General features: G+C 69.5%; 26 protein-coding genes. 9 read left to right on the plus strand and 17 right to left on the minus strand.

Features of this window, described 5'->3' with window-relative positions; translation table 11 throughout:
• Position 1 precedes the first annotated feature (1 nt).
• Positions 2-223 (plus strand): helix-turn-helix domain-containing protein, encoded by a 222-nt coding sequence (locus tag A4R43_RS24840; protein WP_113694540.1) that lies wholly within the window; start codon positions 2-4, stop codon positions 221-223.
• Between the two features lie 67 nt (positions 224-290).
• Positions 291-689 (plus strand): RNA polymerase-binding protein RbpA, encoded by a 399-nt coding sequence (locus A4R43_RS24845; protein ID WP_075848243.1) that lies wholly within the window; start codon positions 291-293, stop codon positions 687-689.
• 123 nt (positions 690-812) lie between these two features.
• On the opposite strand, the gene A4R43_RS24850 is transcribed toward A4R43_RS24845, so the two are convergent.
• From A4R43_RS24850 to A4R43_RS24870, 5 genes are all read right to left on the minus strand, one after another.
• Entirely contained in the window at positions 813-2078 is a 1266-nt protein-coding gene (locus tag A4R43_RS24850; RefSeq protein ID WP_162788588.1) for a hypothetical protein, read from the minus strand.
• Positions 2075-2353 (minus strand): hypothetical protein, encoded by a 279-nt coding sequence (locus A4R43_RS24855; RefSeq protein ID WP_113694542.1) that lies wholly within the window; start codon positions 2351-2353, stop codon positions 2075-2077. Before A4R43_RS24855 ends, A4R43_RS24850 begins: the two co-directional genes overlap by 4 nt.
• A gap of 28 nt (positions 2354-2381) precedes the next feature.
• On the minus strand, positions 2382-3257 hold the full coding sequence (locus tag A4R43_RS24860; protein ID WP_113694543.1) for an inositol monophosphatase family protein: 876 nt from the start codon (positions 3255-3257) through the stop codon (positions 2382-2384).
• A 73-nt stretch (positions 3258-3330) separates the two neighbouring features.
• Positions 3331-3873 carry an NUDIX hydrolase gene (locus A4R43_RS24865; protein WP_113694544.1) on the minus strand — a complete coding sequence of 181 codons (543 nt, stop codon included), beginning with the start codon at positions 3871-3873 and terminating at the stop codon, positions 3331-3333.
• Positions 3870-4355 carry a 6-carboxytetrahydropterin synthase gene (locus A4R43_RS24870; RefSeq protein WP_113694545.1) on the minus strand — a complete coding sequence of 162 codons (486 nt, stop codon included), beginning with the start codon at positions 4353-4355 and terminating at the stop codon, positions 3870-3872. Before A4R43_RS24870 ends, A4R43_RS24865 begins: the two co-directional genes overlap by 4 nt.
• Before the next feature lie 442 nt (positions 4356-4797).
• Between A4R43_RS24870 and A4R43_RS24875 the strand changes: the two genes are divergently transcribed.
• Positions 4798-6066 carry a helix-turn-helix domain-containing protein gene (locus A4R43_RS24875; RefSeq protein ID WP_162788590.1) on the plus strand — a complete coding sequence of 423 codons (1269 nt, stop codon included), beginning with the start codon at positions 4798-4800 and terminating at the stop codon, positions 6064-6066.
• A 19-nt stretch (positions 6067-6085) separates the two neighbouring features.
• On the opposite strand, the gene A4R43_RS24880 is transcribed toward A4R43_RS24875, so the two are convergent.
• The 7 genes from A4R43_RS24880 to A4R43_RS24905 form a co-directional block, all read right to left on the minus strand.
• Positions 6086-6730 (minus strand): HAD family hydrolase, encoded by a 645-nt coding sequence (locus A4R43_RS24880; RefSeq protein ID WP_075849295.1) that lies wholly within the window; start codon positions 6728-6730, stop codon positions 6086-6088.
• A gap of 222 nt (positions 6731-6952) precedes the next feature.
• Positions 6953-7213 (minus strand): hypothetical protein, encoded by a 261-nt coding sequence (locus A4R43_RS42880; RefSeq protein WP_075849297.1) that lies wholly within the window; start codon positions 7211-7213, stop codon positions 6953-6955.
• Between the two features lie 91 nt (positions 7214-7304).
• A complete protein-coding gene (chrA, locus tag A4R43_RS24885; RefSeq protein ID WP_075849299.1) occupies positions 7305-8672 on the minus strand; it encodes a chromate efflux transporter in 1368 nt (455 codons plus the stop codon).
• 117 nt (positions 8673-8789) lie between these two features.
• The gene (locus A4R43_RS24890; RefSeq protein WP_112276288.1) at positions 8790-9569 is read right to left on the minus strand and encodes an ABC transporter permease; all 780 of its coding nucleotides are present in this window, start codon (positions 9567-9569) and stop codon (positions 8790-8792) included.
• A complete protein-coding gene (locus A4R43_RS24895; RefSeq protein ID WP_075849301.1) occupies positions 9569-10246 on the minus strand; it encodes an ABC transporter ATP-binding protein in 678 nt (225 codons plus the stop codon). Before A4R43_RS24895 ends, A4R43_RS24890 begins: the two co-directional genes overlap by 1 nt.
• On the minus strand, positions 10243-11640 hold the full coding sequence (locus tag A4R43_RS24900; RefSeq protein ID WP_113694547.1) for a sensor histidine kinase: 1398 nt from the start codon (positions 11638-11640) through the stop codon (positions 10243-10245). The genes A4R43_RS24895 and A4R43_RS24900 overlap by 4 nt, the downstream gene beginning before the upstream one ends.
• On the minus strand, positions 11637-12335 hold the full coding sequence (locus A4R43_RS24905; protein WP_205215529.1) for a response regulator transcription factor: 699 nt from the start codon (positions 12333-12335) through the stop codon (positions 11637-11639). Before A4R43_RS24905 ends, A4R43_RS24900 begins: the two co-directional genes overlap by 4 nt.
• 188 nt (positions 12336-12523) lie before the next feature.
• Between A4R43_RS24905 and A4R43_RS24910 the strand changes: the two genes are divergently transcribed.
• The 6 genes from A4R43_RS24910 (at position 12524) to A4R43_RS24935 (ending at position 15773) form a co-directional block, all read left to right on the plus strand.
• On the plus strand, positions 12524-12856 hold the full coding sequence (locus A4R43_RS24910) for a PepSY domain-containing protein (protein WP_075849307.1): 333 nt from the start codon (positions 12524-12526) through the stop codon (positions 12854-12856).
• A gap of 59 nt (positions 12857-12915) precedes the next feature.
• Complete coding sequence (locus A4R43_RS24915; protein ID WP_083666521.1) at positions 12916-13890, plus strand: DUF1259 domain-containing protein; 975 nt, start codon at positions 12916-12918, stop codon at positions 13888-13890.
• 98 nt (positions 13891-13988) lie between these two features.
• Positions 13989-14201: a DUF378 domain-containing protein gene (locus tag A4R43_RS24920; RefSeq protein ID WP_091679556.1), complete on the plus strand. Its 213-nt coding sequence runs from the start codon at positions 13989-13991 to the stop codon at positions 14199-14201.
• An 83-nt stretch (positions 14202-14284) separates the two neighbouring features.
• Positions 14285-14743, plus strand: coding sequence for a Chromate resistance protein ChrB (locus A4R43_RS24925; RefSeq protein ID WP_091679585.1), 459 nt, complete (start codon positions 14285-14287; stop codon positions 14741-14743).
• The gene (locus A4R43_RS24930; RefSeq protein ID WP_112276286.1) at positions 14740-15171 is read left to right on the plus strand and encodes a chromate resistance protein ChrB domain-containing protein; all 432 of its coding nucleotides are present in this window, start codon (positions 14740-14742) and stop codon (positions 15169-15171) included. Before A4R43_RS24925 ends, A4R43_RS24930 begins: the two co-directional genes overlap by 4 nt.
• Positions 15168-15773, plus strand: coding sequence for a copper resistance CopC family protein (locus A4R43_RS24935; RefSeq protein ID WP_075849313.1), 606 nt, complete (start codon positions 15168-15170; stop codon positions 15771-15773). Before A4R43_RS24930 ends, A4R43_RS24935 begins: the two co-directional genes overlap by 4 nt.
• Before the next feature lie 134 nt (positions 15774-15907).
• Here A4R43_RS24935 and A4R43_RS24940 read toward each other — a convergent pair whose 3' ends face one another.
• From A4R43_RS24940 to A4R43_RS24960, 5 genes are all read right to left on the minus strand, one after another.
• Positions 15908-16459 (minus strand): methyltransferase domain-containing protein, encoded by a 552-nt coding sequence (locus A4R43_RS24940; protein WP_205215079.1) that lies wholly within the window; start codon positions 16457-16459, stop codon positions 15908-15910.
• Between the two features lie 159 nt (positions 16460-16618).
• The gene (locus tag A4R43_RS24945) at positions 16619-17662 is read right to left on the minus strand and encodes a hypothetical protein (protein WP_236808250.1); all 1044 of its coding nucleotides are present in this window, start codon (positions 17660-17662) and stop codon (positions 16619-16621) included.
• An 86-nt stretch (positions 17663-17748) separates the two neighbouring features.
• Positions 17749-19842 (minus strand): methyltransferase, FxLD system, encoded by a 2094-nt coding sequence (gene fxlM / locus A4R43_RS24950; RefSeq protein ID WP_113694548.1) that lies wholly within the window; start codon positions 19840-19842, stop codon positions 17749-17751.
• A gap of 45 nt (positions 19843-19887) precedes the next feature.
• Complete coding sequence (locus tag A4R43_RS24955; RefSeq protein WP_113694549.1) at positions 19888-21138, minus strand: lanthionine synthetase C family protein; 1251 nt, start codon at positions 21136-21138, stop codon at positions 19888-19890.
• Positions 21135-24248, minus strand: a complete 3114-nt coding sequence (locus A4R43_RS24960) for a lantibiotic dehydratase (protein ID WP_186361385.1) — start codon at positions 24246-24248, stop codon at positions 21135-21137. The genes A4R43_RS24955 and A4R43_RS24960 overlap by 4 nt, the downstream gene beginning before the upstream one ends.
• Position 24249 lies beyond the last annotated feature (1 nt).

Raw genomic sequence — 24249 nt, forward strand, 5'->3', positions numbered from 1 at the left:
CATGGCAGCACACACCACGGCCAAGGGACGCCGGATCACCGGCGAGGCCCGCATCAAGATGGCCGCTGACCTGAAGAAGAAGTACGAAAAGGGCGCCAGCATCCGTGCGCTGGCCGAGGCCACCGACCGCTCGTACGGCTTCGTGCACCGAATCCTGTCGGAGTTCGGTGTGGTGCTGCGTGGACGCGGCGGCGCTACCCGGACCAAGCCCAAAGCCTCATAGCCCAGCGACAGCGGGCACGAGAACGGCTCGCGACACCAGCCCATCCGATACGCGAGCGGAGATCATGATGCCCAGACGGGTCTTGCGGGGCTACCGCCTGGGAACGCACACTGGCGAACCGGATTGCGATGCGCGGCCGGCGCCGCGGATTCAAGTCCGCTTCGCGTGCCGAAGAGGACACGAGTTCACCGTGCCATTCTCGACAGACGCCGAGATACCCGCCGTCTGGAGATGCCCACGACACGGCGTCGAACATTGCCTCCGCATCAATGAAGACTCCGCCTGGCAACCGCCCAAGGGAAAGCCTCCACGCACGCACTACGTCATGCTCTTGGAACGACGCAGCATCGCCGATCTTGAAGTCCTCGTCGACCAGGCGCTGGCGGGCATCCTCCTGCAGCGCCGATCACCTTACGGTCGCGTGCCCATCGGCGACCGAACCTACGGTTTCCGGTTCGAGCCATGATTGCCGGCCCGAGAAGGCGTAACAGGCAGGCTGGCTCTGATGTTTTCGAGCCGACTACCTCGGAGCATGCGAGGTATCGAGCCCGAGGGCGCCTCGCCTCATCATCGACGTGCAGGTCGCGGTCTACGGTTTGGGCTGGCCGGTGCCGGAGTTACGAGCCGGTGAGCCGCGCAGTTCCGTGACGCGCTCGCGGAATGGTGCGCCGACCGGCCCGCGCAAATGCCGACCCACGGGCACCTCTTTGTGTTCACAGTTTCCTTCGCTATGCCCCCAGGTGTTCATACACATGTTTGCTCGATACGGGCCGCGCCAGTACCGGTGGCGATAGTGAGGCGAGCGGCGGCTGTTGTCCGACGTGTCGTGGTCGGCGTTGTCCTCTCCGTCGTCGGGAGGCAGGTCTTTGGTCCTGAACCGCGGGTGTACCCGGACGATGTTCACGTCGATCGTCGCGATGATGCCGGCTCGGGCGTCGCCTCGGGTCACTGATCGCGGAGCTGCGATCACATCGGTGTGGGTCAGCGGTTTCTTGACTTTGTGGTCGAGCAATTGCCATAGGCCGTAGACGGTCTGGACCCACCCGGCGCAGTGGTTCGCGTCGGGTTCGGGGAGCAGTTCACCGAACTGGAGGGTCGCGGTGAAGGTAGCGAGTACCGGCATCGGGCTCATCCGGGCCGAGACAGTGCGGACATGGTCGGCGAAGTAGCCCGCGCTGTATCGGGTCTTTGTCGCTGCCCACTGGGCGACGAACGTGTCCGGGGGCAGGCCGTCCCAGTGGGGCGGCCGATTTGGGGTGTAGAACGACAGTTGGACCCGGTCCTCGTGCGGCGGTGGCAGGCGTGACCAGCTGATGGCGACGATTGGGGCCTCGACGTAACCGGAGACGTCGTAGAGCCAGGGGGCTGGTGTCCATCCTGAGCCTGGCAGGTCTTGCGCACGCGCGGCGTCATAGAGGGCGCCGCCGATGCAGCTCTCGAACAGCATGAAGCCGGTCATGCTGGGCATTCGGTCCGGGCTGGCGGGTTCGGTGGACGGGGTGGACGAGTAGGTCACGGCCATCTCGATCGCCTCGTGGTCGACCCACGTCAGGCTCGCGTTCTTGAGGCGGCCGGCTTCATCGCGGGCGTATCGGCGTACTTCCCGATCCTCGCTCTCCACCGCGGCGGCTCGCGCGACCTGGCCTGTTCGTCCTTGCTGGGCGCCCTCGGCCGCGATGGTGGTGTAGTGCTCGTGAAGCCGCCGGCGGAGGAAGGGAAGCTGCTCGGAAGACGGAGCGACCCACGGCGCCGGTTGGAAGATCGAAGCGTCCGGGATCGGGTCGGGAATCGTGAGGCCATCGGTTGCCGGGTGCATGAAACGGACTCCAGCCAAGGTCGCGGCGGCGCTGGTCACAGGCGGCGCAGTGCTTGCAGCACGCGGTCGAGAAGCGCCAGATGCTCGTCGTCGGGCCGCGGTCCCTCCAGCGCGGCCCGACGCGCGGCGGCCCGTTCCTCGTCGAGGTCCAGCGGAAGCGCGGACGGCCCCGTGGCGGGCAGTTGTCCAAGGCTGGGGAGGTACTCGGTGAGTGGTCCGTTGTCGGCATGGCGGCGCGCGGCCTTACCGTGGACAGCATCGAACGACAGTCCGGGGGTTTCCGGCGAGCAGCGAGGACTCGGCACGATCACCATCGCGTCCGCCTTCGTGTCCGGCTCCGCACTACGGTTCACCGCTCTGCGGCAAGCCGGTCGGACTCATGACGGGTTCGGGTCGGTCGTCATCGGGCCAAAAACGGGTACCACGCAAGACCCGCAGGAAGGGCAGCAACTCGTCGCGAAGTCCCGGCGTGGTGGCGATCGCGCACCGGGAACGGGTGGTGTGAGGGCTGGCGTCAGCATCCAAGACGAGGGCTCCCGCCTCGCGGGCGATGACAGCCCCGGCCGCGGTATCCCACGTCCGATTGCCGAGCAGGACGCAGGCGTCAAGGGTGCCGTCGGCGACCCAGACGAGGTCAAGCGCGGAAGAGCCATAGCGGCGAAGCCCTTGTGCCCGTGCAGTGAGTTCCCGGTCCACAGTGGAGCAAAGCACGTCTCGCAGGGCGGTGTCCTGGCCGCTGCCATAGTCGCTGAACCCGATCAGGGCTCGATCGAGCGACTCGGTGACCGAGACGGCGATCGGCTCTCCGTCGCGGTAGGCGCCTTGCCCGTCGGTCGCCCAGTAGCGGTGTCCGAGAAAGGGAAGCGCGGTGACGCCGAGGATGGGCCGGTGGTTGTGCACGAGCCCGAGGGCGATCGCGCACAAGGGACTGCCGTGGTGGTGGTTGATCGTGCCGTCGATGGGATCGAGAACCCAGTAGGTCTCCTGGCTACCAACCGCGCCGGTTTCCTCTCCGAGGAACCCGATCTCGGTGTGCCCGTCGGCAATCAACCGTTGGCGGACAACGTGTTCGACGTCCTCGTCCACTTCGGATACAGGGTCGCGGTCGCCCTTGTATCGGATCGAGCGAGGACGGTGGCTGAGGACATGCTCGACGGCAAGATCGATCGCGGCCTGTGCCGCGGTCAGGGCAGTGGTGAAGTCGGGTGCCGACAGCATGGTTCCTTCGGTTCTTCGGACACACCCGGCTCGCGCAGCAGCGCCGAATGGTCCGGGCCGTGGACTGTGAGGGTCAGGAGTGGTGCGGCCACCACGGGCGTTCGACGGTCAGCGCGTCGCTTCGCAGTCGTTTCGCGATGACCGCGGGGCGCAGCTCGATTTGGTGGAGGTCCGCCTCGGCGAGCCACCGCAGTTCGTGTTCGCTGGCCCAGGCGGCTTCGGGGCCGGCGAGAGTCACGTCGAACAGCAGCGCGAGCTCATAGAGCGCAGGCCCGTCTGGTGAGTTGTGGTCGCGCAGTTCCACCGTCGCGCAGAAGTCGAGGTAGGCGATGTCGACGTTGGTCTGTTCCCGCAGGGTGCGCCGCAGGGCGTCCTCAACGGATTCACCGGGCCGTACTCGACCGCCGGGTAGCCGGAAGGCGCTGGCGTCCCGGTCTCGTACGAGTAGAAGGCGCTCGTCGTGCCCGACGAGGCCGTATACCGCGACAAGCGGACCGAGAGCGGGAGTGGTGGAGGAGGTCATCATGGTGCTCTCACGATCGACGGACAGGACGATCGAGGCGACGCCTCGAAGTGAGCAAGGACTTGTAGGCCGCGTGCAGTTCTTGGTGCTCATCGCGTCACCGGGGGTTCGTAGACGGCGGTGTTCAGCCGGGTCTCGCGGACCAGGACCCGCTCGACCCGCGCACCGTCGGCGCGGGCAAGTTCGGCCAGCGCGCTCTCCGCGACTCGGCCTAGCAGTACCGCCACGGCTTCCACCGTTGGCCACGGCAGCCCGTATCCGAATTTTTCGGCGTCGTCGGCCGGGCGCTCGGCTCCAAAACGGAACACTCGGTTGCCATCGGCGACCAGCGGGGCGATCAGCCGATCACGGACACCGAGCATCGTGGCGTGGTCGAGGTGCTCGTCGATCCAGCGCCGCACCCCGACCTTCAAAGCGCCGAACTCCACGACGGTCACCTCGGGGCTCAGCTCTGCTGCGCTCACCGTCACGGCAACCGACCAGGAGTGGCCGTGCAGGTTTACGCATTTGCCGCCCAGGTGCGGTAAGCGATGCCCGGACTCGAAGGAGTGCTCGATGGTGATCTTGTGCGACATCAGCGGGGCACCAGGTTCGACTGGTCAACCGGCGCGGGTGAGCGTGCTGGTTGCACCTCGCGCATATCCACTGAAACAAGCTCACTTTCCGTAGCGGAAGGATGGCTGAGACCGGTATGGCCTGCGGTGGGCGGTCGGGGGTCGCCCACCGCAGGCCGAATCCCAGTCAACGACGCCGCCCTTGCCGATCACCAGAGCGGCCGTGCGGCGAGAACGAGGCGTCAACGGGGCGACCCAGGCGCTGACCAGCGCGCTGTTGGTCTGCTGGAGCGAGGGGCTTCACCCAGATGGGCATGCAACTGCGATTGGCGATCAGTCGGGTCGTCAGCCGTGGTCGAGAACGGAGCGGCCATGAGGCAGCGATGAGGCGACACCCTCCCTACGCTGCGAAAACCGGCGAGTACTGTGCGCTATGGAGGGTCTGGAAGGAGGGACAACGACGATGGCAGCACGGCCTCTCACCCCGCTCGCCGTTGCCCGCGAGGCCGCTGGTTATACCCAGGAAGCCCTCGCCGTCACCCTGAAGGTCGAACGGACCACCATCGGACGTTGGGAACGTGGGGTCCAGTCACCTCAGCCTTGGCAGCGGCGCGGCCTCGCCACCGCCCTGCAGGTCTCGCTCGACGTACTCGACGACCTGCTGCGACGTACCCTTCGGCGACCTGCTGCCAACATCACGACGGTCCTGGTCTCACCTTCGTCGAGCCTGGTAACGACCCCCGTCGAGCAAATCGTTCACCAGGACGGACCGGAGCCCGAGGCCGACGTCATCCACGCCGCCATCCCGCGCCTGCGCCGCGCGCTTGACCGGCTGGATCTGCCTGACGACGGACCAACCAGGTCTCCGGACGATCTGCACGGCGAGATCATCCGCGCCAGCGACGACCGGCTGCAGTCCCGCTACGGCAACCTCGCCCGCCGCCTGCCCGACCTCATCGCCGAACTCGCCCGCGCCGGTCAGCTGGGCGACGCGGCAGGCCAGCGCCACGCCGCCGCCCTACTGACCTTGGCGTTGCGGGCTGCTGACGGCGTGGCGTTCAAGTTCGGATACCTGGATCTGTCCGCCCGCCTGATCGACCTGATGCGCTCGGCCGCCCAGATCGCCGAGGACCCGCTGCTGCTGGCCGCCGTGGCATACGTGCGCACCGAAACCTTCTTCGCCACCGGCGACCTGGACACCGCCGCTCGCGCTCTCGAACTCGCCGCTGACCACGTGCCCGATCTCGACACGACCTCCTCCTTGGCCGCGTTCGGCGCCCTGCACATGCGCGCCGCGGTGGTGGCCGGCCGGGCGGGCAAAGCTGACCTCGCGGCCGACCACCTGCGTGAGGCCCGCCGCGCCGCGGGCAGTGTGCCCGAGGGCATCTACGTGGGCACCGCGTTCGGCCCGGCCTCGCTGCGCATCCACGAACTCGCGGTCGCCGTCGAACTTCGAGATCCATTGGGTATCGAACGCGCCGCGTACTGGCACCCGCCCCACGAACTGCCCGCCGAGCGTCGCTCCCACTACTTCATCGATCTGGCCCGCGCCCAGCTCACCCTCGGTCGCCACGAAGACGCTCACCTGTGCCTTCAGGCTGCACGCCAGGCCGCGCCCGAGCACACCCGCACCCACCCGCAGGTCCGCCAATCCCTCTCGTCCCTCCTGCGCACCCACAGCACGCCCAGCGCCGGCTTGCTCGACCTCGCCGCTTGGGCCCGCGCTCGCTGATCCGCCTGTCACCAGCCGCTCAGCGCAGGGACAACAGATCCGGCAGGTCGTAAAGGGAGTCGATCACCCAATCCGCGTCGCGACGCACCAGCGGGTCATCAGCCCACAGGTAACCCCACGGGCCCCGCCGGATCAACGCCGTGCAGAAGCCCGCTGCCTTCGCGGCAACCACGTCGTTGTCCCGGTGGTCACCCACGTACACCGTCTCGCCCGGCCCGTCGGGCACCATCTCTGCCACGCGGGCGAAGAACTCGGACGACGGCTTGGCGGCACCCCATTCCCCCGAGGTCGCGATCCGGTCCACCGGCAGCTCCAGCGCACGCAACAGCTCGGCCGCGCGAGCGGTCTGGTTCCCAGCTACCCCGACCCACAAGCCGCGTTCTCGCAGCGCAGCCAGGCCGGGCCGCACATCGCTGTAGAGGTCGCTGTCCTCGATGCGCTCACCCAGGCCAGCCTCCTCGCGCAGCCGCCGTTCCCGTGCGACGTCGAAGCCCGGCTTGAAGTACTGGAACGTCTCGGCATTGTCCCGGCCAGCGGCGGTGACCGCACCCAGCACAGTCGAGAAGGTATGACGGGAAACGCCGATCCAGTCGGCCCACGCACCCCACTCCCGCGAGTCGTCCAGCAACGTCTCGCCCACGTCGAACACCACCGCGGTCACCATGCTCTTACTCCTACGTCACGTACAGCCACCGCGCGACAGCGAGGCCCTTCGGCCGCCCAACCCACTGAGATTCGGGTCCTGGCACCCGCCCGGCGTCCGCTTCCCGGCAGCCTTGGTCGACGCAGTTCGAACAAACGGTCAGCCCGAGCCTCGGCCTGACGTCCGCAGCAGCACAGCGGCAAGGAGACTAGCGGCTAGGTCACCTAGTCAGGTCGCCGTAGGTTAGGACAAACCTGCTGTGTGTCTTGTCGATGGCGGGCCCGCCAGTTCGCTGTCCGGGGTATCAGCCGGATAGACGATGAGCGATGGCGTGTGCTGGTTCCGCTCGGGCGCCCAGGATCGGATCTCGTCGCAGAGGTACTGGGTCAGCTCGGCGGCGGCTGGCCCGTGACCGATCGCGCCCAACTCCCAGTGCACCTCGTCGCCGGATTCCAGTCTGCGGGCGGTGAGGGAGACCAGCGTGTTGCCCTCGGCCAGCGCCATACGCCACCAGTCCGGTGCCGGGTTGCATACCTGGGTGGACGTCGGCGCGGACCTTGAGCGCTTCGACGATCGATGGGGCATGTGGGCTCGATCAGGTGAGGGGAAGCCCGAAAAGTGCGGCGGTGGCGCCGAGACCGGCGCAGACGGCCAGGGTGCGCAGCATCGGCCAGCGCAGCGCGAACACCAGGACGAGGGCGATGGCGGTGATCGCGGCGGCCACGGGTCGGAAGCTGGCTAGTTCGGGCAGGTTCACCTGCACCGGCCCGAATCGGTGGACATCGCTGGTGGTGAAGAGGGTGTGCAGGGCGAAGTACAGGGCGAGGTTGGCGATCACACCGACGACAGCGGCGGTGATGCCGGTCAGTGCGGTGGAGATGCCGCGGTTGTGGCGGAGGCGTTCGACGTAGGGGGCGCCGAGCAGGATGAACAGGAAGCAGGGCACGAAGGTGACCCAGGTGGTCAGCAGCGCCCCGAGCACCCCGGCGACCCATGGGTCGAGGCTACCGGGGTGGTGGTAGGCGCCGAGGAAGGCCACGAACTGCACGACCATGATCAGCGGGCCGGGGGTGGACTCGGCCAGAGCGAGGCCCCGCACCATGTCTTGGGCGGAGAGCCAGCCGTAGACCTCGACGGCGCGCTGGGCGACGAAGGCGAGCACGGCGTAGGCGCCGCCGAAGGTGACCACGGCGGTGCCGGAGAAGAACAGCCCCTGCGTGGTGAGCGTGCTGCCCACGCCGGTGAACACCGCCACCGCGGCGATCGGGGCGGCCCAGAGCAGCAGACCGACACCGAGCACGGTCAGGCTCCGCCGTGTAGAGGGGGCTTCGTGGTGCAGGGCGTCGTCGGGGATCAACGGTGCTGGTCCGTCGGCGGCGCCGTTGGTGGGCGGGGGTTTGATCGTGCGGGGTGCGAACCGGCCGAGTGCCCAGCCGATGGCCGCTGCTGCGGCGATGACGATCGGGAACGGGACCGCGAACACCGCCAGCGCCACAAAGCCGGCGGCGGCGATCCCGATGAGCGCGGGGTGGTGCAGGACGCGTTTGCCGACCCTGGGTACGGCTTGGGCGATGATCGCGACCACCGCGGGTGCGAGCCCGGCGAAGATCGCGGTCACCAGGGTGGTGTCGCCGAACGTCACGTAGATGGCCGACAGCGCGAGCAGGGCAACCATGCCGGGCAGCACGAACAGGGTCCCGGCGATGATCCCGCCGCGGCGGCCGTTGAGTAGCCATCCCACGTAGATGGCCAGCTGCTGGGCTTCGGGGCCGGGCAGCAGCATGCAGTAGTTCAGCGCGTGCAGGAAGCGTTGTTGGCCGATCCAGCGTTTCTCCTCGACCAGGGTGCGTTGCATGACCGCGATCTGCCCGGCCGGGCCTCCGAACGTCTGCAGCGAGATCAGAAACCACGCCCAGGTCGCGGTACGCAGTGGGATGACGTCCCGGTTCGCGGTTTCGGACATGGGTGAGCGTCCCTCCTCGTTCAACTCCACGCGCAATGTAACCATGGTTGCACTAGTGCGGTGGAGGGGTGTCCAGGTGGCGGGATGCGGGCTGGCCGAGGCGGTGGGAGTGGTCGGTTAGTGGGGTTCGGGGAGTGGGATGAGGCGGTGGGCGTGGTCGAACAGGGCGTGTTCGACGAGCCGGGCTGCGGTGAGAGCGGCGAGTGCGGTGGCGGCGAGCAGCATGTACATGACCACGATCTGGTAGCGGATGGCGGTGAGGGGGTCGACGCCGGCGAGGATGAGTCCGGTCATGGCTCCGGGCAGGCTGATCAGGCCGACGACCTTGGTGGAGTCGATCGCGGGCAGCAGCGCGGTGCGCAGCGCGGAGCGTTGGTGGGGCAGGAACGCGTCGCGGGCGGGGAGCCCGAGGCAGAGCCGGGCTTCGATGGCTGGGCGGGCCTGCTGGGCGTCTTCGCGCAGGCGGCGCAGGGCGACCCCGGCGGCCTGCATGGCTCCGGAGACGATCATGCCGCCGATCGGGACGACGACCCGCGCTTGGGTGGAGATGATCCCGAGGCCCAGCAGCGTGGCGAGGGTGACGAGGCTGCCGACGGCGACCCCGAGGGTGGCTGCCCACCGGGCTCGGGGCAGGCCGGTGCCGCGGCGGCCGGCGACCTGTCCGGCGAGGAGGATCATGATCGTCACCCAGCCGAACGCGCCGGGAAGGCCGGTGTGGGCGAAGATCACCAGCAGCAGGACGCCGACCGCGGCCAGCTGTGCCCCGGCGCGCAGCGATGCGGTGATCAGCTCGCGGGTCAGGTGCAGCCGCTGCCGGTAGGCCACCGCGGCGGTGAGGGCGATCAACAGCAGGGAGGCGGCGACGCCGCCCCAGCTGGGCACGGACAGTCCGGTCATCACCCGGCCTCCAGGTAGTCGATGTGGTCGGGGTGCCCGTGGGCGACCAGGCGCCCGTGGTGCAGGACCAGCACGTGCTCGGCGATGCCGCGAACGAGGGGGAGGTCGTGGCTGACCAGGATCACGGTCCCGCCCGCGGCGGTGTGGTTGCGGGCGGCCTCGGTGATCACCGCTGTGGTCACGGCGTCCAGCGCGGCGGTGGGCTCGTCCAGCAGCAGGACCTCGGGTTCGACGGCCAGCGTCCGGGCCAGGCACACCCGCTGCGCTTCGCCGCCGGACAGGCCGCTGGTGCGGCGTTGCGCGAAGCGTGCGGGCAGGCCCACGAGATCGAGCAGGTGCTGGATGCGGTGCTCGGTCAGCTCCGCGCGTCCGACACGCAGCTCCTCGGCCACGTGGTTGGTGAGCAGCACCGGCTGTTGCGCGACCAGGCCGACCCGGCGCCGCAGTGCCAGCACTTCGAGCTCGGCGAGCGGGGTGCTGTTGAGCAGGATCTGGCCGGTACTGGGGTCCTCCAGCCGGTTGAGCAGGCGCAGCAGGGTGGACTTGCCGGCGCCGCTGGGACCGACCACCGCCGTGCACGCTCCGGCCGGGAGACGGGCGCAGACTCCGTCGAGCAGTCGGGTTGGGCCGCGGGTCACCGTGACCCGGTCCAGAAGAAAACCGGGCACGGTGCTCATCCGGGTGCGGCGGCCGGGGCGTCCGGAATGGTGGCGTCGGGATGGTTGGCGGCGGGGAGGGTGAGGATGACGGTGGTGCCGCCGTCGGGATGGTTGGCGGCAGTCGCGGCACCGCCGTTGCGGCGGGCCAGCGCGGCGACCAGGGCCAGGCCCAGTCCGGTGCCGCCGCCGGTGCGGGCGTCGTCGGCGCGGGTGAAGCGGTCGAACGCGTGCGGCAGGAACTCGGGGGCGATGCCGGAGCCGTGGTCACGCACCCGGATGCTCACCCCAAGCTCGGTGTCGGGCGGGCTGGCCGTGATGATGATGGGTGGCTGCCCGTGCCGGGCGGCGTTGTCGATCAGGTTGCTCACCGCCCGGTCGAGATCGCCGGGATCGGCGCGCACCGTGAGCTCCGGTGTGCAGTCCAGGATCACTTGGTGCTCGTCGAGGGTGCTGCGGTAGCGGGCGATCACTGACTCCAGCACGGGACGCACCGGGGTGGGCTCGCCGGGCCGGGCCGGCGGACCGGCCTGGTCGGTGCGGGCGAGCAGGAGGAGGTCCTGGGCCAGGCGGGATAGTCGTTCGGTTTCCTCCAATGCCGAGCCCAGCGCGGCGGTCAGTTCCCGTGTGGTGCGGGGTCGGCGCGCCGCGAGTTCGAGTTCGGTGGTCAGCAGGCTGAGCGGGGTGCGGAGCTCGTGGCTGGCGTCGGCGACGAACTGCCGTTCCCGCTCGACAGCGGCGTGCAGGCGGTCGAGTAGATCGTTGAACGTGGTGCCCAGCCGGGAGATTTCGTCGCGAGCCGACGGCACGGGTAGACGCTGCGTGGGGTGTGCGGCGGTGATGGTGGCGGCGCGGGCGCGCATCCGTTCCACCGGTCGCAGTGCGGCGGCGGCCAGCAGGTAGGCCCCGACCGCGGCGGCGAGCAGCGCCAGCGGCAGGCCGACCGCCAGTTCTTGGCGTAGGTCGGCCACCGCGGCGTCGCGGTCGGCGAGGGTCACCGCGGCCACGGCGATCCGGCCGTCCGCACCGGTGGGGGCGGCGGCGATACGCACCGGCCCGTCCAGCTGTCCGGCGGTGGCGTGATCGACCACGAGCTCGCCGCGCCGCGCGGTCGCCAGCTCCGCTGGAGTCAGCAGGGGCTGGTCGGCCACGTCCGGGGAGCTGGCGATGATCTGGCCTGCGTCGTCGAGGACCTGCTCGCCGGTGTCCCGGCCGCCGCTGGACAGCACTGGTGCGGCGGTGGTGGCGATCGGTTGGAGGTCGCGCAGCCGGTGCTCCAACGATTCGCTGATCGAGGCGTCGAGCGATTCGCGTGTGTGCGTCACGGTGACGATCCCGACTCCGAGCAGGACCAGCGCCATCATCACCGTGAACGCGGCGGTGAGCCGGATCCGGAGCGGCCACCGCCGGATCATCGCGCCCCCACCCGCGGCCGTCCACCATCCGGCCGGAGCCGGTACCCGGCGCCGCGCACGGTCTCCAGCGAGACCACCGCGAATGGCCGGTCGATCTTGTCCCGCAGCGCGCGGATGTGCACCTCGACGACGTTGGAGCGGGATTCGTAGGCGAAGTCCCAGCAGTGCTCCAGCAGCAGCTCGCGGGTGAGCACCACGCCGGGCTGGCGCAGGAACATCTCCAGCAGCGCGTACTCCTTGGCCGTCACCGCGATCTCGGTCTCGCCGCGCCAGCACCGCCGGCTGGCCGGGTCGATCCGCAGATCGCCCGCGGTGAGCACGGTGGGGCGGGCGACCGGGCCGCGGCGGGTCAATGCCCGCAACCGAGCGAACAGCTCCTCCAGGTGGAACGGCTTGGTCAGATAGTCGTCCGCGCCGCCGTCCAGGCCGCTGATCCGATCGGTCACCGCGTCACGGGCGGTGAGCATCAGCACCGGCACCCACACCTGCTGGCGGCGCAGTCGCCGGCACATCTCGAACCCCGACAGCCGGGGCAGCATCACGTCCAGCACCACCGCGTCGTAGTCGCGGCTGACCGCCGCCCCGAACCCGTCGGCCCCGTCTGTGGCGACATCGACGGCGTAGCCCTCCTCGACCAGGCCACGGCGCAGCAGGCCCGCCATCTTCGGCTCATCCTCCACCACCAGTACCCGCACCATCCATCACCTCTCTTCAGGCGCCACCCCCGAGCACCCTGCACAGGCGCCCCTTCACGGGCACGGTGCCACCACATCCGGGTGACCGCCGTCGTGTCTTCATCACGGCTTCATCTCCACCGACTACCCATACCCATGCAACCACCTCATGCAACCACGGTTACAGGAGCGTGGAGAATGGAGAAGGCATGAACCGCAAGACGAAGATCGGGATCGGGATCGCCGCCGGAGTGCTCGTCCTCACTGGTGGGGGCGTGGGCCTGGCCTCCGCGATGTCCGGCGACGGCGACGAGGTCAGCGGCCCCGCGGCCGACCAGGCACGAGCCGCGGCCGTGCAGTCCGTGCCCGGCGGGAAGGCCGGCGCTGTCGAGACCGAGACCGACGAGGGCGCCGCCGCCTACGGCGTCACCGTCACCAAGCCCGACGGCTCCACCGTCGAGGTCCACCTCGACAGCACCTTCCACGTCGTGGGCACCGAGGCTCCCGGCCAGGACCACGACGCCGACGGTGACGAGGGCTGACCGCGTACCACCGACCACGATCTACACCGACCACGATCGAGTTCGAGGAGGGCAAGGACATGCCGTTCACCCCCGCCCGCGCGGCCCGCGTGGTGTTGCCGCTGGCCGCGCTGCTGCTGGTCCCGCTCGCCGGCTGTGGCACCGACACCACCCCCGCCAGCGACACCGCTGCCGACGCCGAGCATCGGCGCCACCAGCCGATCCCCACCACCGAGGCGGACTGGAAGCCGGTCACCGACACCCTGGGCCGCACCGGGAAGTTCGGCGACAACAACACCGTCTACCGCATCGGCCTGCCCCGCACCGACCTGCAGGTCACCTCCGGCGGCGTCGAGATCAAACCAGGGCTGTCGCTGGGCGGCTACGCCGCCTTCGCGAAGTACCGCGACGGCGTCATGCTCATGGGCGACCTGGTGGTCACCGAGGCCGAACTGCCCAAGGTCACCGACGCACTCCAAGCCCACGGCATCGCGCAGACCGCGCTGCACAAACACCTGCTGCAGCAAACACCGCCGGTGTGGTGGACCCACATCCACGCCATGAGCGACGACCCCGCAGCGCTCGCCCAAGGCGTGCAAGCCGCACTGGACGCCACCGCCATCCCAGCCCCGGCGCCACCAGGTCAGCAGCCGCCGATCGACCTGGACACCGCCGGCATCGACCAGGCCCTGGGCCGCAAGGGCACCGCCGACGGCGGCATCTACAAGTTCAGCATCGCCCGCAAGGAGACCATCACCGACGACGGGCATGTCCTTCCGCCCACGTTCGGGGTGACCACCGCGATCAACTTCCAGCCACTCGGCGGCGGGCGGGCCGCGATCAACGGTGACTTCGTGATGACCGCACCCGAGGTCCAGAAGGTGATCCAGGCGCTGCGTACAGGCGGGATCGACCTGGTCGAAGTGCACAACCACAGCCTCACCGAGCAACCCCGCCTGTTCTACATGCACTTCTGGGCCGTCGACGACGGCGTCACCCTCGCCAAAGCCCTCCGCCCCGCGCTGGACGCCACCAACCTGCAACCCCCAGGCTGATACCACTCACGCCGACAGCGTTTCCGGCCCCGTCGTGACGATCGGCGGGGCCGGACAAGCACCATGACAACGAGCATGACAACGGGAAGGAGCGCAGGATGCGGCCACGCACCGTTTTGGACTGGATCGCTTTCGTGCTACTGCTGATCGGCGCGTTCGCCTGGGCGGCGTTCGTCACCGACATCAACGTGCTGGATCGGGCACTGGAACCCATCGCCGATCCGCTCGACGACATCGTGTTCGTGCTGATCGGACTCGCGGGCCTGTACTGGATCGGCCGCGTCGTCGTCGGAGACCGAACACATCAGTGAGCAACTCCACCGATCCAGCGCACGAGCGACCATCGACGGGATCGGCAGCGCCGCGGCAGGCAGGGCAGCGGGCAGGGCAGTGGGTGTTGCTGTCCTACCGCATGCCCCGCGAGCCGTCCACCCCGCGGATCACGGTCTGGCGCAAACTCAAACGCCTCGGCGTCGCCCAACTCGGCGACGGGCTGGTCGCGCTGCCCGCCGACGCCCGCACCCGCGAACACCTCGACTGGATCGCCGACGAGATCCTCGCCGCCGGCGGCACCGCCGGCGTGTGGCTGGCCCAACCAACCAGCCTGGCACAGGAACGCCGCCTGGCACAGACCATGGCCGCCGCCCGCGCCGCCGAGTACCGCGCCGTGCTCACCGAAGCCGAACAAGCGCGCTCACTCGGCGAGGCCGAGCGACGACGCGCCCTGCGCACCCTGCGCGCCGAGCTGCGGCGTATCCACCGCCGCGACTACTTCCCCCCACCCGAACGCGACACCGCGCAGGCCGCTGTGGACGCCCTGCACCCCGACCACCACACCGAGGAGACCGCATGAAGTGGGCCACCCGCGAACACATCCACATCGACCGCGCCGCCTGCGCCTGGCTCATCCGCCGCTGCATCGACCCGGACGCCGCCTTCGTGTTCGTCACCGACCCCGCCGACGTCCCCCCAGACGCCACCCCGTTCGACATGCGCGGCGTCGACCTCGGCCACCACGGCGACGACTGCAGCTTCGAAACCATCCTGCGCCGCCACGACCTCACCGACCCCGTGCTCTGGCGCATCGCCGAAATCATCCACGAAGCCGACCTCGACGACGAACGCTACGACGCCCCCGAAGCCCCCGGCCTCGACGCCATCCTCCGCGGCCTATCCATGATCGGCGACGACCAGCACACCCTCACCATCACCAAACCCATCTTCGACGGCCTCTACGAGTACTACCACCGCGCCCAGATGCTCGGCCGCGAACCCGCATGACCGCAGGGAACATCCGCCGCGCCACCCTCGGCATCCTGGCCGCCCTGCTCTGTGCAAGCCTGCTCGGCACCGATCACCCCGCGACAGCGACCCCCTCATCAGCGGTGCCCTTGCTGGAAGAAGCCACCCCACCAGCGAATGCCGTCCTCACCGAACCGGTCGACTGGGTGTACCTGACCTTCGACCGACTGATCAACACGTTCAGCATCCGGGTCACCGGCCCCAACGGCCACGACGTCGCCCGCGACAACGCCATCGTCAAGCACGACATGATCTCCCAGCCACTGCACACACTCACCCAGCCGGGCACCTACCGCGTCACCTGGCAGGTCATCGACCTCGACGGCCACCAGGCCAGCGGATCACACAGCTTCACCATCACCCCCGGCGTCACCACGACCCCCGAAAACACTGCCACCACACCAGCCACCACCCCCCACTCAGTACCGCCGACAGCGCCACCAGCCACCAACCAGTCCACGATCACCACGCCGCTGGCCGCCACGATCGCACTCAGCCTCCTGGCAGGACTAACCCTCCTCACCATTCGTCACCGTCGACGCGTCCGCGCATCACGTGCGCAGCGGCCAGACCGGACATGACGACAACCGCAGTCACGAGACATTCGGTCGGCATAGCTCCCGTAGTCCTGGCCTACCAGCGCGAAAGCCAATGCGGTGTCAGATTCCAACAACACCAGAGCCATCGACTCACCGCCAGCCTGGCCGTGAGAAGCTCAACAAGCTGACTTGACAGGGAACCGCAACGGGGCGACCAGCCGTTCTCCAGGTGCGAGCTGCTTCCACCACTGGGCGGGGATGTCCCACGGTGAGACCGTGGCGATCATGCGGTCGTACGGGGCGTGGTCGGGGTAGCCGAGCCCGCCGTCGCCAGTGATCACGTGCACGTCGCCGTAGCCGGCGGCGGCCAGCGCTTGTGAGGCTTTCGCGGTCACGTCCGGGTCGACGTCGATGGTGGTCACCAGGTCCGCGCGGCCGGTCAACTGGGCGAGCAGGCTGGCGTTGTAACCGGTCCCCACTCCGATCTCCAGGATGCGGTTGCCCGGCTGGACGTCGAGTTGGTCGAGCATCGCGGCTACTAGCCAAGGTGCCGACGCGCAGGACAACGACCGGCCGTCCTCGAACCGGTGGGTGACCACCGCCTGCCACGGGTCGTAAGCGACCGCCAGGTCGGCGTCCGGCACGAACTCGTGCCGCGGTGTGTCGCGCAAAACCCGCTCGACGTCGCTGTGCTTTGCGTGCCCGGCCTTCTGGATCCTCTCGACCATTGCCGCACGTAGCGCTTCCGGCGAAGTAGTGGTGGTGTGCATCGTTCCTTCGTATCAACGATCGTCGGGTTGGCGGGCATCGTTAGTGATCGACACGGGCTGTTTCTCGGGCCGAGGAAGCAAACCCGTTGTGGTGCAACGGCTTCACTAGGACCCGCCCTACGGGTTCGCTGGAGCGTTGACGTTGCAGGACATCGTCTTCACGCTGCGTGCCATGGCCTCTTCGGCGCAGGCTAGTGCTGTCGTGAGGTCTGCCAGCAGTGTGGCCGGGAGCGTGCCGCTGCCGAGCGCGCACGCTTCGACCGAATCGGACAACTCGCGCGCTTGGGAGTCGGTGAGCAGCTCGCGGCAACCATTGTGGGCGAGTACATCGCGAGCGACGTATCCGTCTCGTGTCGCGGCGGCGTAGTCGATCAGATCAACGGCGATCTGGTGCACGGGTGGATCGTCAACGGTGCCGATGGCGTCGATGAAGGACAACCCGAGCCGTGTGTGGAAGACCGCCAAGCCGGGCGCGGAGGTGTCGAGTCGGTGGTACTGGTTCAGGAGCGTGGGCAGATCGGCGACGCCCGAGGCGCCGTGGCACTGGATGGTCAGGCAGGCGGTCACGGCGTTCTCCCAAGGGTCTCCTGGTGTTGTCTCGGCGAGGAGAGCGAGGGCGCTGTCGGCGTCCCCGGATACGGCGTGTGCGATGACCGCGATCTGGCGACCGTCAAGCATCCGTCGCCCGACGCCCTTGTACGCGTCGAGCCGGGCGCGTGCCTCCGCCCAGCGGCCGGCTGCGGCCAGAGCGCGGCCACCGGTGGCCAGCAGGACTGCCCACAGCCAGCTGCGGATGTGCTGGTGCGTCTCGGCGGAGTCGGTGAGGTCGGCCGGGATCTCGATGCCGTCGACGATGGCGTCAGTTCGGGCGGAGACCGCGGTGAACAGGGTGTCCATGAGCGCGAAGGCGCGCTCGCCCTGACCCTCGCGGATGTAGAGGCGGGCGAGGTTGGTGATCGGTTCGAGAGCGAGGCGGGCTACCTGCGCGCCCAAGGGGCGGGCGCGCAGGTAGATGTTCACCTGCTGGTGGCACCACCGCCGGGCCAGTTCGGGCAGGCCGCAGTCGGAGGCGATGAGCGCCGCGTTGTTGTGCACGGCGGCGGCTTCGGCGAGGTCGCCGCTGTGCTCGACTTGGCGTGCTCGGTCGCACAGCTCGGCCACCCGCCGAGCCAGCGGGAGGCAGGCCGGGCGGGTTCGGGCAACGAGGGGGAAGCGGCGGGCGAACTGGCCGGCGGGGTCCACGGGCGTCACTCCCAGGTGACGGTCATGGGCTTGGTGGCGCGGTCCAGGACCACGAAGCCGGGGTTGGTGTCCGGCTGGGGCGCGGTGTCGGGAATGGCGAATCGGACGGTGCTGGAGCGGAAGCTCTGGTCCCACGTCGAGATCTCGACCGAGACCTGCTCGGCGAGTTCCTGCGCGTTGGGGCCGTGGCCGATGACGCCGACCTCGTAGCGTCGGCGGCCGTCCGGATCGGGGTCTGCGGCGCGGATGGTGAGGTATGCGAGGCTGCCGTCGGCGGCGGTGGTGGCCATCGCCACCGAGGGGAACATCGGCCGCACAAGGCCGCTTTCCTTCGCGGCGGGAGCGACCTCCATGCGCATCAGCGGGTTGGGCAGGTGGCAAGCCAGCCAGAGGTCCAGCCATTCGAAGGATTCCATCGGGACGAAGTGCACGCCGGTCCACACTTCGCAGGCAGGGCTGTCAAAGACCCCGGCCAGGGTGTCCGGATCGGTGGCGTGGTTGTTGTCCTTGTGGATTTGCAGCGTCACCTCCCCGGTGCCGGTGAGGTCCAGAACGCGGCGAGCGTCGTCGCCGAGGCCACGCAGGGGCATGAAGATCGCCATCTCGCTGTCCAGGCTGCGCCAGCCGTCCTGGTCGCGTTCGAAGACGATGCTGCGAGAGGCACAACCACGCAGGCGCACCGGAGCCACCAGACGCCCGCCGGGTGTGAGCTGGTCGAGCCAGGCAGCCGGGACCTCGTGGGCACCGACAGTGGCGATGACGCGGTCGAAAGGCGCGGTTTCTGGGTGGCCGAGTGCGCCGTCGGCGGCGACCGCCTCGACGTTATCGATGTTGGCTGCGGACAGGTGCTCGCGGGCGCCGTCGACGAGGTCTTCGTCGATGTCGATCGTGGTGACATGCCCGTCGGCACCGGTGAGGGTGGCCATCAGGGCGGCGTTGTAGCCGGTGGCCGCGCCGAGTTCAAGCAGCCGTTCGCCGGGCTGGATGCCGAGCTGTTCGAGCATCATGGCGACGATCTTGGGCTGGGACGCGGCGCTGATTCGGGTGCCGTCGCCCTCGTGTTTGGTGTAGACAGGCTCGTCGGCGTACGCCTCGACCAGGGGGACGTCGGGCAGGAACAGGTGTCGGGGCACCTGCCGGAACGCGGCCTCCACAGCGTCGGTGCGGACGGTGCCGTCCTTGACGAGGCGGTCGGCGAGCTTGGTACGCAGCTCGTCGGCGGAGCCGGTGGAAGCGTCACTGACGGTGGTTGTCATTGCGGGAACCCTAACGGTGTTGGAGGTGGTCCCGGCTGGTGCCTGCCGGGTAGGCGTGCTGTGGAAAACGGTGTCGACGGCCAGCGCGGCGAGGGTGGCCTGGTCGGTGCCGGAGAGACCGGCGCGGTTGGCGTGGAAGATGAAGTGGTGCGCCAGAACGGCGCGCAGGCCCCGCTCGAGGTGTCCAGCGCGAGCGAGTTCGGCGAGTTGGCGGCCGGCCGTGTCGAACGCTGTCCACCAGGTCTCGGGAACCACGTCGGGGGCGACGTCGGCGACCTTGTGCGTGTTGGTGGTCATCAGTCGGCGCACCGCTTGGCTCAACCGCTCGGTGTGCGGAGAGTTGTTGGTGTGGGGTTGGGCGGTGGGCCGGAGCGCAGCCACCTTGCCCCAGACGTCGCCCTGCTCGAACCAGTCCAGCCCGGCGGCGCGCAGCATCGAGCTGAACAGCAGGACGGTGGTCTCTCTCTGACCCAAGGCAGCGGGTTTCGTGGCACGGGCGAGGCAGTGGCGGCTGTCGTGGTGAAACAGCGAGTGCGCGATGTCCATCGCGGCGGGTCCACCGAAGGCAAGGGTTTCGGGTTCGTAGATGCCGCGAGTCCAGCGCGCGAGATGCCCATCGGCCTGCAGGTCGGACAGCAGCGTGTCGACCGCTTTCGTCTCGGGGTTGACCGATTGGTAACGCAGCCGCCAGGCGGGTGTCTTGCGCAGGTGCCACCACGTGTCGAGTTCGCCGTCCTGCTGGGCCTGGTCGAGGGCGGGCACGAGCAGGGTCGCGGCGGTGTGCTCGGCCGTGGTCGGGTCGGCGAACTCGACCAGGTAGTGGTGCCAGCTGTCCGGCAGCATCAGCGCGGAATCTCCTCTCGGTCGGACGGATCAGGTTCGGACGGATCAGGTGATGAGCAGGCCGGTGCCCCAGCCTGTCGCGGGCTCGATCTCAGCGGCGAGGGCAGCTAGGCCGATCCCGGCAGCACCTTCGAGGAAGCCGGGGCCTTCGGGAACGGCCTGGGCGCAGGCGCGGTGCAGCATCTCGGTGGCCAGCGCGCGGAGTCGGGAAGCGGCCGGCTCCGGTGTGTCGATGGCGGTGTGAGCGGTGATCCGGGCGAGTCCGGCGTAGCCGTGGCACAGCGAAGCGTCGCTGATCAACGCATCCTGTTCCGGGTCGGTCACCGCACTGATCACGGCTTCCTCGGCGATCTGGCGGCGATCGGCGTCGTCGAGGGCCAGGGCGGCGAGGTGCAGGGTGCGGGCGATGCCCGCTGTTCCGTAGCACCAGCTCGGGCGTCGGCTGGCCCCGCTGTGCCGCACGTACATCGGCGTCGAACGCGCCTCGTCTCGGGTGACCATGTAGGGCCACCGGTGCCCGCTCGGAGTGCTTATGCGCCAGGAGTCCAGCCACGCGCAAATCGTCGCGACGGCCTGGCGCTGCCCGTCCACGGCGATGCCCCGGCGCAGGGCCTGGGCCAGCAGTGCCAGCGGGCCGCCGATGCCGTGTGCTACGCCGAAGTTGCCGTGGCCTCCGGGGAACTCCTCGTCCGCGTGGCCGGTGGGACCGGTGAGGGTCCACCACCCCGGCAGGGCCTCTCCTTCGACCATCACCGGTTGGGTGAGCCGCACGAGGGCGCCCAGAACGGCCGGCAGGGCGGTGCCGTCGGGGTCGTGGTGCAGCAGATGGGCACCGAGACCAGCGAGGCCCCGAATCGTGTCGAACTCGGCCATCTGCGGCAACATCCCGACGACGTCCATGCGCTCGTGGGCCTTGTCGACGCGGTTGTGGGCGTCGGCGGCGATCTGCCGGGTCAAGGGCGTGAGGGCGGACTGGTACGTGCCGGGACGGACTGTGGCGGCGCCCGCGAGGGCGCGCGCGACTGCCGGCGCGCCGTAGAACAAGCCGGTGCTCGCTCCGGCGGTGATCGGCTTGCTGGTGACGGCGGTCAGCCAGTCGTGGGCGCGGTCGAACGGCCGTATCCCGGCGGCTGCCAGCTCGATGTGCAGCAGTGCCACACCGGGAGCGCCGTGGGCGAGGGATTGGTGCCACCACGGCTCGTCCGTGGGCAGGTGGGGGGCGTCCGGCCGGGCGAGGCGATCGGCGATCCCCGTCGCGTACTCGACCGCGGCATCCGAGGCGAGGTCGGCGTTCATCGCGGTCCTCCGGTGCGGGCGGCGAAGGTCAGGGCCGCGGTCCGGGCCAGGTAAAGGCACACCGCCTTGTCGTCGGGCTCGATGCCGTAGGCCCGCAGGAAGTGCGTGTGCAGCAACGAGCCCAAGGCGGCGTCCGGGTCGACGCCCTCGGCCTCAGCCCCGGACAGGTGCGCTCGGTAGGCAGCTACGGTCTGGGCGCGCTCGGCCCATGTCGCGACGACCGAAGCCGCACCCGGCGTGCTGCGCAAGGCGCGGAAATTCTCGGAGGGGTCGGCGAGGCATTGTGCCTCGGTGAACACCGGCCGGGGCACGACGGTAGGAGGTTTGGCCGGGACATGGTCGACCAGCCACCGCATCCCGGCCTCGGTCCCTCCCATGAAGGCGACGGCGATGGCGGCGAAGTTCGCCGCGGCCAGAGCATGGTCGTGCGGTCGCGCGGGCCAGGCGAGCTCGGCAAGCACGGCGCGGGAGTCAGCCGTGAAGAACGCCTCGACGGCTGATAGTGCCGCACCTGAGCCCCAGCGGCCGGTCTCCGGGTAGGAGGTCGCGAAAGCGATGTCGCGCAGCAGGCCGAGGCGGCGGAGCCGGTCGGCCCAGGCGCTGACCCGGCCGGCCGCCTCGCCGAACACCACTGGCTCAGTGCTGAGGAGACTGATCCGCAAGCGCAGGTAGTGCTCGTTGCCCTCGCGGAATCGCAGAAACCACCACCGCGGTTGGGCATCGCCCCACTCCGCCAGCAGTGCGGGCAGGTGCTTGGCGAGCACGGTGTTGTGACGTTGCGGGTCGCCGTAGAGCTTGGCGAACAGCATGGGGGAACCACCCGGCGACAGCCCGTGCTCACCTGGCCGGACGATCCGCTGGGGCGTCGGGCGCGGTGGCCGCGTCGTGGCCTGCGGCTGACAGCTGGCCATGGGCACGACGACGTCGTGAGCACGGCCATCGAGCCATCCGGCGGCGTCCTCAGCGGGTCCTTCCTCCAGCACCGCGTGGGGGTGGGTACCGAGGTGCTCGCGCAGCAGGACCCGGTGTGCGTCCTCGACGAGATCGAGCGGCAACCGCCAGTCCCCGTCGACCAGGAACACCGCCTGCGGGAGGCGGCGGCGGGTGCGCCACTCGGCCAGGGCGCTGTCCCAGGTCGCCCAGCTGGAGGTCCGGTCGGGAAGGTCGGCTGCGGCCAACCGCCACCGGGCCGGGGACAGCACGATGCGGCCGAAGCGCAGCCGAGGAAGAAACGGCAACGTGGCCGCCGTGCCCCAGTCGAAGTCGGTGACCTCCGCGCAGTGTGCGCGGGTCAGTTCGACCAGGAGGCGGGCCAGCGGCGGAGTGTGTTTGCGTAGGTTGAGTGCGTGCAAGCCCCACGCTTCGACCCTCGCGCCGAGGGCGGGTGCGGTCAGATACAGGCGGTCGCTGTCGCAACTGACCGCCAAGTCCGCCGCCGTGAGGACCGCCGTTGACGCGGCGGTGTCGCGGTGTTCGGCGAGGCTGACGATGGTTGGCAGGACCTGGGCGCTGCGGGCGACGTGTGCGGTGGCGGGGTCCAGAGGCGGGAATGACAACTGGGCCTGGATTACCCCGTCAGACGCGGGCGGGGCGAGCGGCGTGATCAGCATTCGGCGGTCGTGTTCGTCGAACAGGTGCAGGAAACGGCCGCTGACGACGCCGGCCGATCGCGAGACTGAGGTAACGACGAGCTGGAAGTTGCCCTGCTTCAGGGCTTGCAGGCTCGGGGAGTCGACACGGGCGCACAACTCGAGGTGCGAGGGCAGCCGCATCGAGTGCACAGGCGCCAGCTCCAGCTCGGCGATCAACCTCTCGCCGAGGACGACCTCTTGCTGACCGTCCAACGCGGCGGCCTGGGCCAACGCCAGCAGCCGTTCGTCCCGAGGCGTCTGCTGGGGTCGTGTGACCACTCCGCTGGTGCCGGGGTAGCCGTCAGGCCAGCCGATCCCGCTGTCGGCAATGACCTCGAGCAGTGGCACCTGTGCGCCGGTGCCGAACCGCTGGTAGAAGCGTCGGTGGAAGTCCGCCCAGGCTGCCGTACCGCTGGCGCGGGAGGTCAGGCGCGCCAGGACCAGCGCGGCACGTTCCGCTTCGCGGGCGACTGCGCTGGGGAGCACGACGTCCAGGTCCAGCCGCAGGTCGACCGTGACTGGGCTCCGCCGTGACGGAGCCAGGCGGCTCATGGACGCGGCGGCGTCGGTCCGTAGCCTGCGCCGCGCTTCCGCTGGGCTGTTCCGATGTCGCCGCAACATGTCGTGGATGTCGTTCAGCGTCATGCACCGCTCGGTGGCAGCCTCGCCGACCGTGGCCAGCTCGCGCACCAAGTGGCCAAGTGCGTCGGGCTCCGTGCTCGGCGCATGGAGGTTGGTGACGAGCACGCGACGAGCGACCAACGTGGCCAGCAAGCCGGTCACCGTGCTCCCGGCGGTGCTCGGGAACTCGGCCTGTACCTGCTCGCGCATGTCATCGAAAGGAATCGGTGTCCGCGCAGCTCGCACGGCCGCGCGCACCGGGCCGGTGTAGCGAAGTTCGACTTCGACTGCGCCGGTGCCTCGATGGTTGACGGTCGGCTGGTACGGAACCACAAGCCGCTCACCGCGCACCATCAACGTGGAGTTCGCGACGAGGACCAAGCGCTCCAGGATCTCGGCCTGACCTTCCAACCGTCGGATGACCTCGGCCAGCCACCCGGCGTCGGCCGCAGCGTCCGCGCGATGATCATCACCCCAACGCTGAGAGGGATCCGCGTCGAACCGCGCGGCGGTGACCCCGGCGAACAAGCCGTTGGGAGTCGGACGGCCGGTCAACCGTGCCAGGTACCGCAGAACGGACAGCACCACGCGCCGGGATTCGCGCTCGCTGGCAACCTGAGCGCCACACAGGTTGTGGACGCGGTCAGCAAGGACAGGGCTGGCCAGGCCGATGGCGTCACGGACGGCTTCGACCTCCCACACTTCGCGCAGCCAGTCCACCCACGCGGTGACGGCGTCGGCCCCGGTCGCGGTCAGCGTCGGCCACGGCGGAAGTTTCAGCTCGCCCTCTGCAACAGCCCGGACCAACAGGCCACCCGCGGCTCGAAAGCCGACGCGGTCGGGCAAGGCCGTGGACACG

Origin of the sequence: Amycolatopsis albispora, assembly GCF_003312875.1 — a bacterium.
GTDB classification, from domain to species: Bacteria; Actinomycetota; Actinomycetes; order Mycobacteriales; family Pseudonocardiaceae; genus Amycolatopsis; species Amycolatopsis albispora.